Genomic DNA, 16,401 nt, shown 5'->3' on the forward strand with positions numbered 1-16,401 from the left:
CGATCGCCGGCGGCATGCACAGAAGGAAGGCGGAGAGCCTTCGGCGCTCAGGCCGGGTGGGACAGGGCCGCGGCCGCCAGGGCCTCATCGCGCCGGTGTGCCAGGCGATACAACACCGGCAGCACCAGCAGCGTCAGCGCCGTCGATGACAGGATGCCGCCGATCACCACGGTCGCGAGCGGACGTTGCACCTCGGCGCCGGTGCCGGTTGCGATCGCCATCGGCACGAAGCCCAGCGAGGCGACCAGTGCCGTCATCAGTACCGGCCGCAGCCGCGTCAGCGCGCCGAGCCGGATCGCCTCGTCGAGGGGCTTGCCCTGTTCGCGCAGCGTGCGGATGAACGACAGCATCACCAGCCCATTCAGCACCGCGACGCCCGACAGCGCGATAAAGCCGACCGCCGCCGTGATCGACAGCGGCAGGCCGCGCAGCCACAGCGCGAGGATGCCGCCGGTCAGCGCGAACGGAATGCCGGTAAACACCAGCATGCCGTCCTTGATGTTGTTGAACATCACGAACAGCAGCACGAACACCAGCAGCAAGGCGACCGGCACGACGATCTGCAAGCGCTCGGTGGCGGAGCGCAACTGCTCGTAGGTGCCGCCCCAGCTCATCCAATAGCCGGTGGGCATGCTGACGGAACGCTCGATCGCCGCCTGTGCTTCGGGCACGAAGCTGCCGATATCGCGGCCCCGGACATTGGCGCTGACGACGACGCGCCGCTTGCCGTTCTCGCGGGATATCTGGTTGGGCCCTGGCGCGATCGCGAGCGTGGCAACCTCGGCGAGCGGGATATAGCTGACCCGCGCGTCGGCCCCACCACCCTTCGGCAACGCGATCGGCAGCCGGCGCAGCGCCTCGATGTCCTGCCGGACCGCGTCGGGCAACCGCACGGTGATGTCGAAGCGGCGATCGCCCTGATAGAAAGTCCCGGCCTCCTTGCCGCCGATGGCGATGGCCACCGCGTCCTGGATATCGGCCAGGTTCAGCCCGTAGCGAGCGGCCTTGTGCCGGTCGATATCGACCGTCAGCATTGGCAGGCCGGTGGTCTGCTCGACCTTGACCTCGGACGCGCCCGGCACGTCGCGCAGCACCGCCGCGATCCGTTCGCCTGTGCGGTCGAGCACCGTCTGATCGTCGCCGAACACCTTGACAGCCACGTCGGAGCGGACACCGGAGATCAGCTCGTTGAAGCGCAGCTGGATCGGCTGCGAGAACTCGTAGCGATGGCCCGGCAGCTTCGCGACCTCCGCCTGCATCGCTTCGAGCAGCGCCTCGCGGGTCCTGACCGGCTTGGGCCACTCCGATTGCGGCTTCAGCATGATGTAGCCATCGGAGATATTGGGCGGCATCGGGTCGGAAGCCACCTCCGCGGTGCCGGTACGCGCGAACACCCGTTCGATCTCGGGGAATTTCGCCATCAGCGTCGTTTCGAGCTGCTTCTGCATCTCGACCGACTGCGACAGGCTGGTGCCGGGAATGCGCAGGGCCTGGATGGCGATATCGCCTTCGTTCAGGTTCGGGATGAACTCGCTGCCCAGGCGCGACGCAATGGCCAGGCACAGCACGACGGCGACGCCGGCAAAGGTCAGCACGACCGGCGCGTTCGCCAGCGACCGCCCCAGCCAGTCCGCGTAGCGCCGCTTCGCCCATGCCATCAGCCGGTTTTCCTTCTCGGCGACGCGCTCGCCGATGAACAGCGCGACGGCGGCGGGCACGAACGTCACCGACAGCAGCATCGCGCCCAGCAAGGCCAGCACCACGGTGAAGGCCATCGGGTGGAACATCTTGCCTTCCACGCCGGTCAGCACAAAGATCGGCAGATAGACGATCATGATGATCAGCTGGCCGAACAGCAGCGGCCGCCGTGCCTCGCGCGCGGCGGCAAAGACCTCGTCGAATCGCTCGGCCCGTGTCAGCGGCCTGCCGCGAAGCGCCTGCGCATGGGACAGCCGCCTCACGCAGTTCTCGACGATCACGACCGCGCCGTCGACGATGATGCCGAAGTCCAGTGCGCCCAGGCTCATCAGGTTCGCGCTGATCCGGTAGCTCACCATGCCGGTGAAAGTGAACAGCATCGACAACGGAATCACCAGCGCCGTGATGATCGCCGCGCGGATATTGCCGAGGAACAGGAACAGCACGACGATCACCAGCACCGCGCCCTCTAGCAGGTTCTTCTTGACGGTGGCGATCGCCTTGTCGACCAGCCGGGTCCGATCGTAGACCGGCACGATCCCGACGCCCTTCGGCAAGGTGCGGTTGATCGCCTCGACCCGCTCGCCGACCGCCTGCGCCACCGCGCGGCTGTTCTCGCCCATCAGCATGAACACGGTGCCGAGCACCACCTCCTTGCCGTTCTCGGTGGCGGCGCCGCTGCGCAGCTCCCTGCCGATGCCGACCTCGGCGATATCGCGCACGCGAATCGGTTGTCCTTGCGCGCTGCCGACGATCACCTCGCCGATCTCGGCCTCGCTGCGGACCTGCCCCGGGGCGCGCACCAGATACTGCTCGCCGCTGCGCTCGATATAGCCGGCCCCGACATTGTCGTTGTTGCGGTAGAGCGCGCCGACGACGTCGGCCAGCGTCAAGCCATACGAGGCCAGCTTCTCCAGGCTCGGCGCGACCAGGTATTCCTTGTCGAAACCGCCGATCGAGTTGACCTCGGTCACGCCCGGCACATTACGCAGTTGCGGCTTGACGACCCAGTCCTGCAGCTCGCGCAGATCGGTCGGCGTGTAGCGCGAGCCGTCCGGCTTGCGCGCGCCCTCCTCGGCCTCGACGGTCCACAGATAGATTTCGCCCAGCCCCGTCGAGATCGGCCCCATGGCCGGCGATACGCCGGCGGGCAGCCTTTCCTTTGCCTCCTGGATCCGCTGGTTGACCAGCTGGCGCGCGAAATGAATGTCCGTGCCTTCGTTGAAGATCACGGTGACCTGCGACAGCCCATAGCGCGACAGCGAGCGGGTCTGCTCGAGGCCGGGCAGGCCCGCCATCGCGGTCTCGATCGGATAGGTGATCCGCTGCTCGGTCTCCAGCGGCGAATAGCCCGGCGCCGAGGTATTGATCTGGACCTGGACATTGGTGATGTCGGGCACGGCGTCGATCGGCAGGCGCGTGTAGCTGTACGCGCCCAATGCCGCCATGCCAAGCACCGCGAGCAGCACCAACCAGCGCTGTACGATGGCGAAACGGATGACACGTTCGAACATGGCGATCTCCGGTGTCAGTGCTGGTGCCCGGCAGCGTCCTTGCCGAGGTCGGACTTCAAGACGAAGCTGTTGCGGGCGGCATAGCGGGTGCCGGGGCGAAGGCCATCGCGGATCTCGACCAGCCGGCCGTCGCTGCGACCCGGTACGACGCGCTGCGCGACAAAGCCCTTCGGACCGGCAACGAAGACCACGCTGTTGCCGTCGACGTCCTGCACCGCATCGGCCTGTACCGCGACCGGTACCGTAGCCTTGTCGGTCAGCACCTCGACGGTGACGAACAGCCCTGGCCGCCAGGCCAGGTTCGGGTTCTTCAGCGTGATGCGCGCCTTGGCCGTGCGGGTCTGTTCGCCCAGCAGCGAGCCGACATACGAGACCTTCCCTTCCGTCTTGCCCTCGGACGCGGCCGAACGGATCAGCGCCGTCTCGCCGACCCGCACATGCTCCAGGTCCCTGGCCGAGACCACGAATTCGGCCCATACCGTGGACAGGTCCGAGATCGTGAAGATATTGGCGTTGTCAGCCACCGCCTCACCCAGTGTCAGGTGTTTCTCGACGATGACGCCGTCGAATGGCGCGCGCAGCTCGAACTGATTGAGCCGGGCCGACGAGGCCTTCGCACCGACCGCGGTCAATTTCTGCTGCGCATTCTGCACGGCGATGCGGGCCTCCTCCAGCGCCGCCTTGGCCTGCAGATAGTCCTGCTCGGCGGAGATCTTCTCTTCCCACAGCTTGCGTTCGCGCTGATAGGTCGCGCGAGCCAGCTCCATGCGGCGTTGCGCGGCCAGCAGTTCGCTGCGCTGATCCGACAGCGCGGTGCTGGCGATCACCGCCAGCAGCTGCCCCTTCTGGACCGGCTCGCCCAGCATGGCCGGCACGCTTTCGGCGACGCCGGCCAGACGCGGCACCACATGCGCGGTGCGGTCCTCGTTGAAGCGGATTTCGCCGGGAAACTGCAGGCCCGACTGGATCGTCGCGGGGCCGGCGGTCTCGATCGCGATGCCGGCGCGCTGGATCTGTTCGTCGGTCAGCGCGATGGGGGCGTCGTGGTCGGCATGCCTGTCCGTGGCCGAGGTTGCGGCCGGGGTTGCCGCCGCTGCCGATGCCTGTTCGGCGCCATGCCCATGTGCGTCGCCGTGGTGGCCGTGCGGGTCCGCAGAACCGGCGCGGCCGGTCAGCAGCACGGCAGCCGTCGCCAGCGTGCCGGCCGCGAGAATGGCCGCGATGGCGGCCTTTTGCTTCGATGTGATTGCCATGATCGAGATCGGTCCAGATTAACGTCCGATGATGCGGTCGATGGTGGTGGCGGCCTGATAGGCGCGGGCCAGCACGCCGAGGTAGCGAATGCGCGCCTGGAACAGCGTGCGCTGGGCGTCGAGCACGTTCAGGAAGTCGAACTTGCCGGCCTCGAAGCCACGCGTCGCGGCGTCGTAGGCGCGCTCGGCCGCGGGCAACACGGTCGCCTTGAGCGCCTGTGCCGAGCTGCGCGACACCGCCAGCTGGTTGCTCGCCTGTTGCAGTTCGTTGGCCAGACGGATCCGGTTGGCCAGGAATTCGTCCGCGGCCTTGTCGGCGCGCCGGATCGATTCGTACAGATTGCCCTGGTTGCGATCGAACAGCGGCAGCGGTATCGCCACACCGAGCACCGGCATGGTTCGATTGGCCTCGTTGTCGCGCTTGGTGCCGACGCTGACGGTGATGTCCGGATAGCGGCGGCTGCGTTCGACATCGACCAGCGCCTGCCGGCGGCCGACTTCGAGACGGCTCGCCAGCAGCAACGGCGACTCCTCCAGCGCAGCCAGCAGTTGCTCCGGCGCGGGACGCGACGGCAGCGCATCGAGGTCGCCCCGCACTTCCGTGAATTGCGGCGAGGCATTGCCCCACAGCGCGGCCAGTGCCTGCCGGGACGAGTGCAATTCCGCCGTGGCGTCGGCCAGTTCGAGCTCGGCATTGGCCTGCTCCACCGCGGCGCGCGTCTCCTCCAGCGGCGAGACCTTGCCCGCGGCGACACGCCTTGCCGCCGCATCGGCGCCCTTGCGCGCGACGTCGACCGAGGCGGTGGCCAGCCTGACGCGCTCCTGGGCCACCGCCACGCCGAAGAAGGCGGCGATCACCGTGGCACGCAAGTCGGCCCGCGTGCTGCGCCACTGCGCCTGGGCGACGTCGCGGCCCCGCTCGGCCGCGGATATTCGCGCGGCGCGCTTGCCGCCCAGTTCGATCGGCAGGTTGAGCTGCGCCGTGGTGGCACGGGTCTCGCGCCGCGTGTCCTCCATGGCGACCGCCACTTCGGGATTGGGAAACGTCCGCGCCTGCCGGATCGCGCCTTCGGTGGCGTCGATCTCCCTGGCTGCGGCGGAAAGAGAGAAATTGCCGGCCGCGGCCAGCGCCAGCGCCGTCTCGAGCGTCAGCGGCTCAGCGGCCTCGCGTGGCCACGCAGAACGTTCCGGCGTCGGCAGCGGTGGCTGCTGGAACGGCTCAGCGTGTGGCTCAGGGTATGGCTGTGCCCCAGCCTGGCCGGGGCCGCAAAGAATGGCCGCCATGCACAGCGGCACGAGGTATCGTCGCATCGAATTGCACCTGGAAAAGACACCAAGGGAATTCGGCGAGACAGGAAATCAGGAAGGAATCGATCCGGTCGTCTCGCCGCTCAAGCGAGACGAAGCCACTGCGGGCGATCGGGGGCGCGGGGATGGAGCGAGGTGTAGCGGAAATCGTGCGTCACCACCACGGTCCGCGGCAGCCGCAACACCGGCACGCCGGTCGGTTCGGGACGCGCGAACGGCAGGGAGGCCAGATGGCAGGTGCCGCAGTCGGGATCGAACAGGCCTTTTGTGTCGGTATGGTCTTTGGCGTCGGACTTGATGGCGGCCTTGATGGCAGCCTCGAAGGCAGCCTTGTCGGGGGCCCTGGTGCCGGCGTTGTAAGCCTCGGCCTTGCCGTCGCCGCGATGCTGGTGCTGATGATGGCCCAGGTGCCATTGCGCCGCCGGCCGCTGTTCGTGCCCGCAATAGGCGGCGGCCGCGGCCCAGACGGACTGGAGCGGCAGCAGCATGACCAGCAGGATCAGGAAAAACCGGCGCATCGACGATCGGAACAGAACTGGCGGCCGGCGCTGCGATGCCTGTCTGCAACGCGGCATGCCGGAACGCCGCACAGTGTACCCCAAAGCCGCAGCGCGGCTAAAGCCGGGCGTCGGGATCGCCGTGCATTGCCCAGGCGCGCAGCTTGCCAAGAAAGATATCGACGACCCTGGCCGCGTTGCCATCGGAGAAGCCGGCGCTGTGCGGCGTCACGATGACGTTGGGCATGTCCCACAGCGGCGAATCCGTTGGCAGGGGCTCGTGGGCGAACACATCGAGATAGGCGCCGGCCAGCCTGCCCTCGCGCAGCGCGGCGATCAGGGCCGGCTCGTCGACGACTTCGCCGCGTGCGACGTTGACGAGGTGCGCGCCCTGCGGCAGCCGGGACAGCGCTTCGGCGCCGATCAGGCCCCGTGTCTCGTCAGTCAATGGACAGGCCAGCACCAGCCAGTCGGTGCGCGGCAGCACCTCGCCCAGCGTCCGGTATGTCACGGTCTGATAGTCCGGGCCGGCGGAGTCGGGACGTTGCCGCACCGCCACCACGCGCATGCCCAGCGCGTGCAGCACCGCGCCGATCTGCTGGCCGATCGGTCCCCAGCCGACGATGGCCGCCGTCTGTCCATGCAGATCGCGCGGCATGCCGGTCGCAATCAACGGCGCCCATTGCCGTTCGCGCTGCGCCGCCAGCATCCGCGGGAAATGTCGAGCCAGCGCCAGCAAGCCGGCCAGCGCGGTCTGCGCCACCACGCTGGCATTGGCCCCGGACGACGTGGTGACCTTGACCCCGCGCTCGCGCAACTGGACGTAGACCGGCCGGTCGGCGCCGGCGGAATGCACATGGGTCCAGCGCAGCGACGGTGCCTGCAGCAGTGCGTTGTAGAAGCGCTGCGTCGACGGCAATACCTCGTGCTTGGTCGACAGCCCGGTGACATCGCGCGAGACGAAGGCGATATCGGCGTCGGCGGCGCACGGATCGTCGATCGCGGGCGCCAGCACCGCGGTCCACGGACGGTCCTGCAGCACCGCGGCGATGGCGTCGCCATGGGCCTGCAGGGCCGGCTCGGACAACAGGATGCGCAAGGGCGCGGGACGCGAGGAAACGGTCATGGTGTCGAGATATCCAGCAAGGGCGTCAGTCTACCGAAGCGCCCGAGGCGCGCACGACGACCTTCCACTTTTCGTACTCGGCGCGGGTGAACTTGCCGAACTGCTGCGGCGAGCCCCCGACCGGATCCGCGCCCTCGCGGATCATCTGCGCCTGCAGCGACGGCAGCACCTCGTTGACGGCCTGATTGATCTTCATCACGACGTCCTGCGGCGTGCCCTTGGGCGCGAAGAAGCCGAACCACGAGCCGGCCTCGAAGCCAGGAAAGCCCTTCTCCGCGACCGTCGGCAGGTCGGGCAGCGAGCGCGAACGCCTGGCGCTGGTCACCGCCAGCGCGCGCAGCTTGCCGCTCTGGATATGCGAGATCACCGACGGGATCGTGGCGAACATGAACTGCACGCGCGCGGACAGCAGGTCGTTCAGCGCATCGGCACCCTTGTACGGGATATGCGTGGCCGGCGCGCCGATCCGCTCGGTCAGCATGAAGCCGGACAGATGCGACGAGGTGCCCACGCCCGTCGAGCTGTAGTTCAGCTTGCCGGGGTTGGCCTTCAGGTAGGCGACGAACTCGTCCAGGTTCTTGACCGGCAACGAGGGATGGACCACCAGCACGTTCGGCACATCGGCGATCTGCACGACCGGCACCAGATCGGTCAGCGGGTCATAGCTCAGCCGCTTGTACAACGTCTGGTTGATCGAGATCGGCCCGACCGAATTGACCAGCAGCGTATAGCCGTCCGCCGGCGCACGCACGACGAACTCCGTGCCGATATTGCCGCCGGCGCCGGGACGGTTGTCGACGACGAACGACTGCTTGAAACGCTGCGCCAGCTGCTGGCTGACATTGCGCGCCAGGATGTCGGTGGTGCCGCCCGGGGTGAAGGCCACCACCACGCGCACCGGCTTGGCGGGATAGCCGGCCGCATGGACCTGCGGGGCCAGGACCGCGGTGGCGGCGATCATCGCTGGCACGACGGCGCGGACCATCGGTTTGGTGAAACGGAACATCGTTGTCTCCTCGTTGCTTGTTGTGTGGGCCTAGAAGCCGTAAAGCCGCGCCGGATTGGCGACCAGCACGCGTTCGCGCGCCGCGGCGTCGGGCAGCCAGCGCGCCAGCAGGTTGAACAGCACGCCGTCGTCAGGCATCAGGTGCGGTTCGAAGTAATTGATGTGCGGCCAGTCGGAGCCCCAGACCACCTGGTCGGGATTGGCCTTCAGCAGCGCCGTGGCGAACGGGTCGACCTCGCGGTAAGGCGCACCGCCGGGATTGAGCCGATCGGCGCCGGAGATCTTGGTCCACGCCACGCCGTCGGCGAGCATCGCGCACAGGGTCTGGAAGCCGGGATCGCCGACCCCGCGCGCGGTCGACATGCGGCCCATGTGGTCGACCACCAGCGGCAGGCGAAGCGCCTTCAGCCGCTGGCCGAGTTCGACCAGGTCCGGCGCGTGAATCCAGATCTGCGCGTGCCAGCCGCGTTCGCGCAGGCGCGGCGCCATCGCCTCGAGCACGTCGATGCCGACGCCGTTGCGGTACACCGCATGGCCATCGACCCGATACAGATTGATCCGTACGCCCCGTACGCCGGCTTCGTGCCAGGTGTCGAGCTCCTGTTCGGTGGTATCGGCGGCCGGCACGGCGATGCCGCGCAGCCGCGCCGGATAGCGCCGCAGCGCGTCGAGGACCACGGCGTTGCCGGGACCGGTGCCGCTGGCGCTGGCGGTCACCAGCACGCCCCGCGTCAGGCCCAGCGCATCGAGATGCGCGATGAACGCCTCGGCCGGACAGGCCGCCGGCGTATAGCTGCGATCGTCAGCCAGCGGGAAGCGCTCGAACGGGCCGAAGACATGGGCGTGGCTGTCACAGGCGCCGGGCGGCGCCCGGAAGACCGGCGGCGTGATGCGTTCAAGGGCAGGAAGGCAGGGGCGTGTCATGACAGCAGCTCTGAATACGGATGGATGCGGGCGCTCATTCGGCGGCCTTCAGCCGGCCGGCGGACGCCAGCGTCTGGGCACGCACGTCCTCCCGCTGCAGCAACGTCGACAGTTCCTGCGGCGACGATGGATGGGCCACGCTTCCGACCGTCAGCAGCCGGCTCTTCACCGCCCCTTCGGCCAGCGCCTTGCGCAGCGCAGCGTTGATGGCGTCGACCACCCCGGCCGGCGTGCCCGCCGGCGCCAGCAGTCCGGTCGCGGTGGTCGCTTCGAAGTTGGCCAGGCCCGCCTCGCGCAGCGTCGGCACCTTGGGCAAGGCCCCATCGCGCTCGCGCGACATCACGGCCAGCGCGCGCAGCGCACCGGACTGGATATGCGGGGCCGAGCTGGTCAGCTGGTCCACCACCATGTCGATCTGCCCGCCCATCAGGTCGACCAGCGCCGGCGCCGATCCCTTGTACGGCACCTGATTGAGGCGGATGCCGGCCGCGTCTTCCAGTTGCAGCATCGCCATATGGTTGGTCGTGCCCGGACCGGCATGGCCGGCGGCAAGCTTGCCCGCATTGCTCTTCGCGTACGCCAGCAGCGACTGGATATCGCGGAAGCGCTTGTCGTCGCCCTTGACCACCACCACCAGCGCGGTGGTCGACACCAGGCCGACCGGATGGAAGCTGGCCAGCTTGAAGCTGGTTTTCGTCATGCGCGGCAGCACCACGATCGCGTTGGGCGTGGTGACCAGCAGCGTGCTGCCGTCGGGCTCGGCCCGCGACACCAGCGTGGCGCCGATCACGCCGCCGGCGCCGGGCCGGTTGTCGACGATCACGTTGCGGCCCAGGCCCTGCTCCAGCGCCGGCGCGATCGCGCGCGCGACGACGTCCAGATTGCCGCCGGGCGCAAACGGCACGACCAGGGTCACCGGCTTGTTGGGCAGCGACTGAGCACGCGCGGCGCGCATCACCATCGGGGCGGCGCCAAGCGCCAGCATCTGCGCCAGCAGGCGTCTGCGGTTCATCGTGGTCTCCATCCTGCGAAGTTGTTCTTGTGGGGTGCGCCGCGCTCAGTCGCGGTAGCTCGGATCGATCCGGTTGAGCTTGCGCAGCAGCGCCGGCCACTCCATCACGCCATAGGGGCGCCGCGTGCCGGGTTGATAGTTGTTCCAGGTGGCCTCGAGCACGTCCTGACCGACTTGCCGCAGCGGCGTGTTGCACGACATCGCACCGATCTGCGCGCGGCAGGCCAGTTCGAGCCGGTGCATCCAGTTGAAGGCCTCGCCGACGGTATTGCCGACGGTCAGCGCGCCGTGATTGCGCAGGATCAGCGCCTCGCTGTTGCCCAGGTCCTCGATCAGCGAGGCCTGCTCGGCGGTATCGAGCACCACGCCCTGGTAGTCGTGGTAGCCGATCTTCAGGAAGCGCATCGCGGTCTGCGTGATCGGCAGCAGCCCGCATTCCAGCGCCGATACCGCCATCGACGCCCAGCTGTGGGTGTGGATCACGCAGGCGACTTCGGGACGCGCCTCGTGCACGGCGCTGTGAATCACATACCCCGCCTTGTTGATGCCGTAGTTCAACGCGCCGAAATCGGGCCTGGACAGGATGTTGCCGTCGTGATCGACCTTGATCAGGCTCGATGCCGTGATCTCCTCGTACATCATGCCGTAGGCGTTGATCAGGAAGGCGTTCTCCTCGTCGGGCACGCGCACCGAGATATGGTTGGCCATCATGTCGGCCATGCCGTAGAGCTCCACCAGCCGGTAGCAGGCCGCCAGATCGACGCGGGCCTGCCATTCGGCTTCGCTGCAACGGTCGCGCATCGACGGGATGTTCAACACGCCAGGTTTGGTCATGATCTCTCTCTCCTTGTGTTCGTTCGCCGGAATCAGTCCGACCCCAGGGCCAGATCGCTGGGCCGGCGTTTTTCGATATGCCATTTCAGCAGCGCGGCGCTGCGATAGATGCCGTGCGCGAACTTGCCATACGGCAGCGTCAGGAACAGCGCCATCACGATGCCCAGATGGACCGCCAGCAGCGCCGCCATCGCGCCGGTATCGCGCCAGGCCAGCAACGCCAGGCCGCTTGCGCTGGTCAGGAACAGCAGCGCGATGAAGCCGCGGTCCATCGGACGCTGGTCCGGATCGCCAGTGCGCGGATCGCGGCGCAGATTCAACCACAGCAGTCCGACCGGGCCGATCAGCAGGCCGATGCCGCCCAGCGTGCCGAGCACCACCGGCAGGCTGGTATACGCATACGGCGCATGCAGGCCCAGCGCATAGTGGTAGAAGGTCGCCACCGTCGTCGCCGCAAAGCACAGCATGAAGCCGTAGAAGGTGAAATGGTGGAAGCGCCGGCGCGCCAGCGTGAAGGCGTCGTCCTCGTTGTTGCAGCCCTCGCCATGGCCGCCGTCGAGATAGCGCAGGCGCAGCGCGTCGCCGGCGGCGCCGGTGGCAGCCGCGGCGCGTGATTCTCCCGGCCGCGTGCCCGGTGAGACCTGCCGCCAGAACCGCGTCACGCCCACGCCGAGCGCGAGGATTGCGAACAGGAAGACGAGGCCGAACATCGCCGCGAGCAGGTTGTGCGGGAAGATCGCGTAGAAATTGCCTGCCATCGGCGCGTGCCACAGGCCGCCGCCCATCGCCACCGCCATCAGCAGGAACAGCGCGAGGCCCGCGGCCAGCGCCAATGACGTGGCCAGCCCGGCGCGGCGATACAAGCCGCCCAGCGCGGCCGGAAACGCGTAGTCGCCATAGGTCTGCACACGGACCTTGGCCATCGCCTGCGGAATATTGACCGCGAACTCGTGCGGCGGCGCGTACTGGCACGCATGGAAGCAGGCGCCGCAGTTGTGGCACAGGTTCGACAGATAGTGGATGTCGGCCTTGCCGAATTCCAGCCGGCGGGTCATCGCCGGGAACACCGCGCAGAAGCCCTCGCAATAGCGGCAGGCATTGCAGATCTGCAGCGTTCGCGCGACTTCGTGTTCGTCGGCGGTCAGCGGCAGCGCGGCCTGCGCCAACGCCGCCGCCTCGCGCGTCAGCGCTTCAAGATGTTGCATGTTGCTGTTCCAGAGATTCGGTACGAACCGGCGCGGCGGCGCCCCGTTGCGCGGCGGCGGCCTGCGCGGCCTGCGTGCCGGCGATGCGGCCGAACGCGGTGCCGATCGACATGCCGACGCCGGCGGTATAGCCCTTGCCGAGCACGTTGCCGGCCATCATTTCGCCGGCCACGAACAGATTGGCGCTCGGCTTGCCGCCGAAGTGCACCGCGGCCTTGTCGTCGACCTTCAGGCCGAGATAGGTAAACGTGATGCCCGGCCGCAGCGCATAGCCGTAGAACGGCGGCGTGTCGATCGGGCGGGCCCAATGCGTTTTCGCTGGCGTCAGGCCCTCGGTATGGCAGTCGTCGAGCACCGTATGGTCGAAGGTGCCGACGCGGCAGGCCGCGTTGTAGTCGCCGACGGTGCGCATGAAGGTCGCCTCGTCGAGCCCAAGCTTGCGCGCCAGCTCCGGCAGCGTGCGGGCCGTGACGCCGGGAAAGACCGGCGGCATGAAGCGCCCGATCGCCTTCGCGTCGATGATCGAGTAGCCGATCTGCCCGGGCTGCTGCGCCACCAGGCGGCCCCAGATCGCATAGCGCTTGGGCCAGAAGTCCTCGCCTTCGTCGTAGAAGCGCTCGGCGTTGGCGTTGAGCACCACGCCCAGCGACACGCAGTCGATGCGCGTGCAGATGCCGCCGTCGTACAGCGGCGCCCGCGCGTCGATCGCCACGCAGTGCGATTGCGACGGGTCGCCGATGGCGTCCGCGCCGGCGTCGATCATGTACTTGAGCAGCACGCCCTGATTGAAGCGCGTGCCGCGGATCAGGAAATTGTCGGCGGGCCATTCGCCCCGCTCGTTCTGGCCCCAGGCCTCGCGCAGCCACTCGCGGTTCGATTCGAAGCCGCCGGCCGCGAGCACGCAGGCGCGCGCCTCGATGCGCTCGCTGCCAATGCGAGCGGCAACGAAGCGGTCGCCATCGAGCTCGATCGCGTCGACCGGCGCCTCGTAGCGGATCTGCACGCCGAGCCTCTCCGCGCTGCGGTAGTAGGCATTGACCAGCGCCTTGCCGCCGCCCATGAAGAAGGCATTGGTGCGCGCGACATGCAGCGCGCCCGACAGCGGCGGCTGGAAGCGGACGCCATGGCGGCGCATCCAGTCGCGGCAGTTCGACGACGCGCGGATCACCAGGCGGGCCAGGTGCTCGTCGGTGATGCCGCCGGTCACCTTCAGCAGGTCCTGCCAGTACTCCTCTTCGGGATAGGCGTCGACGAGCACGTCCTGCGGTGCGTCGTGCATGCAGCGCAGATTGCGCGTGTGCTGCGAATTGCCGCCACGCCATTCGCGCGGCGCGGCCTCGAGCAGCAGCACGGAGGCGCCGGCTTCGCGCGCCATCAGCGCGGCGCACAGGGCGGCGTTGCCGCCGCCAATGACCAGGACGTCGATCATGCGGCGTCCTCGAACGAGGGCATGGGGAAGAAAGGCACGGTTCGGTCTTGTCGATGTTTGACGCGACTGTACCGATACCTTGCGGCCCTGCTAAGGCGCCGGACGGAATGGGGGCTTCACGATTCGTGAAGGGTGCGGCCGCAAGGCACTGCCGGCCGTCTCGCATCCGGGCTCGGGGGTGCGGGAGCGCCATGTACCGTCCCGGATATCCGCTGTTGGTCAGCTTTCCTCGACATTGTATTTGGCGGGACCGGACACTAAGCTCGTCGTACGCATGCATGTCGGCGCAAGCCCCGAGCGGCTTGCAACCCTCCACGACTCACCATGAAAGAGGAGTCGACGACATGAACATCCTACGGCGATGGCCCAGGATGGCGCTCGCATGCGCCATGCTTGCGGCCCTGACGGCATGCGGCGGCGGCCACGACGATGACGACGGCCCCGAAGCGGCACCGACCATCCAGCTGCTTTCCTCCTCCCCCGACCACGTGACCGGCGGCAACGCGTTGATCGATATCACCGTGCCGCGCCAGATCAAGCTGGACCGCCGCCCGCTGCGGATCGAGCTCAACGGCAACGACATCACACGGGAATTCCGTCCGCTGCTGGACGACCTTCGCCACCTGCAGGCCGTCGTGACCGGTCTGCGCGATGGCGACAATACGCTGACGGCCAAGATCGGCCGCGAAACGGCCACGCTGAAGATGACCAACTACCCGATCACCGGGCCGGTGATTTCGGGGCCGTGGCAAACGCCGTTCATCTGCCAGACCGAAAGCTTCGTGCTGCCGGACGGCTCGCGCCTCGGTCCGCCGCTCGATGCCAATTGCAGCGTCGCCACGCGCGTGCATTACCTCTACCAGAAGAACACCGGCGGCGCGCTGGTGCCGATGCCGAGCACGACGTCGCTGCCCGCCGATGTCGCCAGCACGACCACGCTGGATGGCCAGACCGTGCCCTTCGTCGTGCGCGTGGAAACCGGCACGGTCAATCGCGGCATCTATCAGAACGCGGTGCTGCACGATCCCACCAGGGAGCCGGCCCCCACCCCGCTGAAACCGCCGAAGGCGTGGAACAAGCGGCTGATCGCGGTCGAGGGCTTCGGCTGTCCGGGCGGCTGGTACATCCAGGGCGCGGCGCAGGGCAATATTTCGGTGGCCGGCTTCGACTTCACGCTGCTCAATGTCAGGCGGCTCGGCGAGGGCTACGCCACGTTCGCCAATACGCTGCAGCACGCCTCGAACAACTGCAACGCGGTGCTGGCCAGCGAGGCGGCGATGATGTCCAAGGAGGCCGTGATCGAGACCTTCGGCGTGCCGGTCTTTACCGTCAGCGCCGGCTGCTCGGGTGGGTCCTACGGCAGCTCGCAGCCCGCCGACCGCATTCCCGGCCTGTTCGACGGCGTGCTGATCGCCTGTACCTTCCCCGACCCGCTGTCGATCGCGCTGTCGGGCTCGGATGGTCACCTGATCACGCATTACCTGATGGGCAATCCGAACGCGCTGACGGATGCGCAGATCGCCGCGGTCACCGGCTACAAGAGCCGCAAGGCCTTCGAGGATGCCGCCAATCAGGCCGGACGTACCGATCCGGTGCCGGCACGGCAGGACTTCCCCGGCTACAACTCGGGCGTCTTCAATCCCGCCGTGCCGCAGGAGCTGCGCTATCACCCGGTCAATAACCCGACCGGTGCGCGCCCGACCGTCTACGACGCCGCCAGGAATATCTACGGCATCGACAAGGCCACCGGCTTCGCGCTGCGTCCGTTCGACAATGTCGGCGTGCAATACGGGCTGGCGGCGCTGAACGGCGGCGCGATCACCGTCGATCAGTTCCTCGACCTGAACGAGAAGGTGGGCGGCTACGACCAGGATGCGAACTACGTTCCGGCCCGCTCGCTCGGCGATCTCGGCGCGATCCTGCGCGCACAGCAATCCGGCCTGCAACTGGGCGGCAACGGCGGCCTGGCCACGATTCCCGTGTTCGACGTGACCGGGACCTATAACGAGGACACGGCCTACCACTACCAGTGGTTCCATTTCGCGCAGCGCGAACGGATGCTGAAGGCCAACGGCGATACCGCCAACCACGTGATGTGGCGCGGCAACCCGGTGCCGGCCGATAACGCGTGGGACACCTTCATCCGCTGGGTCGCGGCCTACAAGGACGACAAGTCGCCGGCCTCGCAGAAGCAACGGGTGGTCGCTCACAAGCCCCAGAACGCAGTCGACGGCTGCTGGCGGTCCCAGACCGATTTCGTCGCCGAGCCGCAGACCTTGAGCAGCACGCCGGACACGACCTGCAATTCGCTGTTCCCATCGTGGACCGCGCCCCGCATCGCCGCCGGCGGCCCGGTCTCGGCCGACGTGATGAAATGCGCGTTGAAGCCGGTCAATCCCGCCGACTACAGCGTGCCGTTCACGCCCGACCAGCTGAACCGTCTGCGCGCGATCTTCCCGACCGGCGTCTGCGACTGGACCAAGCCTGGCGTCAACCAGACGGGCGTGGTGCCGAACGGATCGTTCGGCCCGTCGCCGGTAAATCTGGTGTTCGATATGACGAAGTCGTAGGGCTGGCGGACGGCTTGTGGCTCTT

At 67.9% G+C, this 16,401-nt stretch carries 12 protein-coding genes; 1 reads left to right on the forward strand and 11 read right to left on the reverse strand.

Features of this window, described 5'->3' with window-relative positions:
- Positions 1-47 precede the first annotated feature (47 nt).
- From FOB47_RS06590 to tcuA, 11 genes are all read right to left on the reverse strand, one after another.
- A complete protein-coding gene (locus FOB47_RS06590) occupies positions 48-3,212 on the reverse strand; it encodes a CusA/CzcA family heavy metal efflux RND transporter (protein ID WP_174780351.1) in 3,165 nt (1,054 codons plus the stop codon).
- Positions 3,213-3,226: 14 nt separating this feature from the next.
- Positions 3,227-4,465, reverse strand: coding sequence for an efflux RND transporter periplasmic adaptor subunit (locus FOB47_RS06595; RefSeq protein WP_174780352.1), 1,239 nt, complete (start codon positions 4,463-4,465; stop codon positions 3,227-3,229).
- Between the two features lie 18 nt (positions 4,466-4,483).
- The gene (locus FOB47_RS06600) at positions 4,484-5,776 is read right to left on the reverse strand and encodes a TolC family protein (RefSeq protein ID WP_174780353.1); all 1,293 of its coding nucleotides are present in this window, start codon (positions 5,774-5,776) and stop codon (positions 4,484-4,486) included.
- Between the two features lie 80 nt (positions 5,777-5,856).
- Positions 5,857-6,291: a cobalt-zinc-cadmium resistance protein gene (locus FOB47_RS06605; protein ID WP_174780354.1), complete on the reverse strand. Its 435-nt coding sequence runs from the start codon at positions 6,289-6,291 to the stop codon at positions 5,857-5,859.
- 97 nt (positions 6,292-6,388) lie between these two features.
- Positions 6,389-7,396 (reverse strand): D-2-hydroxyacid dehydrogenase, encoded by a 1,008-nt coding sequence (locus tag FOB47_RS06610; protein WP_174780355.1) that lies wholly within the window; start codon positions 7,394-7,396, stop codon positions 6,389-6,391.
- A 25-nt stretch (positions 7,397-7,421) separates the two neighbouring features.
- Positions 7,422-8,402 carry a Bug family tripartite tricarboxylate transporter substrate binding protein gene (locus FOB47_RS06615; protein WP_174780356.1) on the reverse strand — a complete coding sequence of 327 codons (981 nt, stop codon included), beginning with the start codon at positions 8,400-8,402 and terminating at the stop codon, positions 7,422-7,424.
- 30 nt (positions 8,403-8,432) lie between these two features.
- Positions 8,433-9,326 carry an amidohydrolase family protein gene (locus tag FOB47_RS06620; RefSeq protein WP_174780357.1) on the reverse strand — a complete coding sequence of 298 codons (894 nt, stop codon included), beginning with the start codon at positions 9,324-9,326 and terminating at the stop codon, positions 8,433-8,435.
- A gap of 34 nt (positions 9,327-9,360) precedes the next feature.
- Positions 9,361-10,338: a Bug family tripartite tricarboxylate transporter substrate binding protein gene (locus tag FOB47_RS06625; RefSeq protein ID WP_244959181.1), complete on the reverse strand. Its 978-nt coding sequence runs from the start codon at positions 10,336-10,338 to the stop codon at positions 9,361-9,363.
- A gap of 45 nt (positions 10,339-10,383) precedes the next feature.
- The gene (locus FOB47_RS06630) at positions 10,384-11,172 is read right to left on the reverse strand and encodes a class II aldolase/adducin family protein (protein WP_174780358.1); all 789 of its coding nucleotides are present in this window, start codon (positions 11,170-11,172) and stop codon (positions 10,384-10,386) included.
- A 32-nt stretch (positions 11,173-11,204) separates the two neighbouring features.
- Positions 11,205-12,377, reverse strand: coding sequence for a tricarballylate utilization 4Fe-4S protein TcuB (gene tcuB / locus FOB47_RS06635; RefSeq protein WP_174780359.1), 1,173 nt, complete (start codon positions 12,375-12,377; stop codon positions 11,205-11,207).
- On the reverse strand, positions 12,364-13,806 hold the full coding sequence (gene tcuA, locus FOB47_RS06640; RefSeq protein ID WP_174780360.1) for an FAD-dependent tricarballylate dehydrogenase TcuA: 1,443 nt from the start codon (positions 13,804-13,806) through the stop codon (positions 12,364-12,366). Before tcuA ends, tcuB begins: the two co-directional genes overlap by 14 nt.
- Before the next feature lie 389 nt (positions 13,807-14,195).
- Here tcuA and FOB47_RS06645 point away from each other — a divergent pair, with 389 nt between their 5' ends.
- A complete protein-coding gene (locus tag FOB47_RS06645; protein ID WP_174780361.1) occupies positions 14,196-16,376 on the forward strand; it encodes a DUF6351 family protein in 2,181 nt (726 codons plus the stop codon).
- The last annotated feature ends 25 nt before the right edge of the window (positions 16,377-16,401 follow it).

Origin of the sequence: Cupriavidus gilardii (assembly GCF_013347325.1) — a bacterium.
Lineage (GTDB): Bacteria > Pseudomonadota > Gammaproteobacteria > Burkholderiales > Burkholderiaceae > Cupriavidus > Cupriavidus gilardii.

What these genes read in the sequence shown, in the direction of transcription:
- FOB47_RS06590 (WP_174780351.1), bottom strand. Translation starts at nt 3,212, where the DNA reads ATGTTCGAACGTGTCATCCGTTTCGCCATCGTACAGCGCTGGTTGGTG.
- FOB47_RS06595 (WP_174780352.1), bottom strand. Translation starts at nt 4,465, where the DNA reads ATGGCAATCACATCGAAGCAAAAGGCCGCCATCGCGGCCATTCTCGCG.
- FOB47_RS06600 (WP_174780353.1), bottom strand. Translation starts at nt 5,776, where the DNA reads ATGCGACGATACCTCGTGCCGCTGTGCATGGCGGCCATTCTTTGCGGC.
- FOB47_RS06605 (WP_174780354.1), bottom strand. Translation starts at nt 6,291, where the DNA reads ATGCGCCGGTTTTTCCTGATCCTGCTGGTCATGCTGCTGCCGCTCCAG.
- FOB47_RS06610 (WP_174780355.1), bottom strand. Translation starts at nt 7,396, where the DNA reads ATGACCGTTTCCTCGCGTCCCGCGCCCTTGCGCATCCTGTTGTCCGAG.
- FOB47_RS06615 (WP_174780356.1), bottom strand. Translation starts at nt 8,402, where the DNA reads ATGTTCCGTTTCACCAAACCGATGGTCCGCGCCGTCGTGCCAGCGATG.
- FOB47_RS06620 (WP_174780357.1), bottom strand. Translation starts at nt 9,326, where the DNA reads ATGACACGCCCCTGCCTTCCTGCCCTTGAACGCATCACGCCGCCGGTC.
- FOB47_RS06625 (WP_244959181.1), bottom strand. Translation starts at nt 10,338, where the DNA reads ATGAACCGCAGACGCCTGCTGGCGCAGATGCTGGCGCTTGGCGCCGCC.
- FOB47_RS06630 (WP_174780358.1), bottom strand. Translation starts at nt 11,172, where the DNA reads ATGACCAAACCTGGCGTGTTGAACATCCCGTCGATGCGCGACCGTTGC.
- tcuB (WP_174780359.1), bottom strand. Translation starts at nt 12,377, where the DNA reads ATGCAACATCTTGAAGCGCTGACGCGCGAGGCGGCGGCGTTGGCGCAG.
- tcuA (WP_174780360.1), bottom strand. Translation starts at nt 13,806, where the DNA reads ATGATCGACGTCCTGGTCATTGGCGGCGGCAACGCCGCCCTGTGCGCC.
- FOB47_RS06645 (WP_174780361.1), top strand. Translation starts at nt 14,196, where the DNA reads ATGCTTGCGGCCCTGACGGCATGCGGCGGCGGCCACGACGATGACGAC.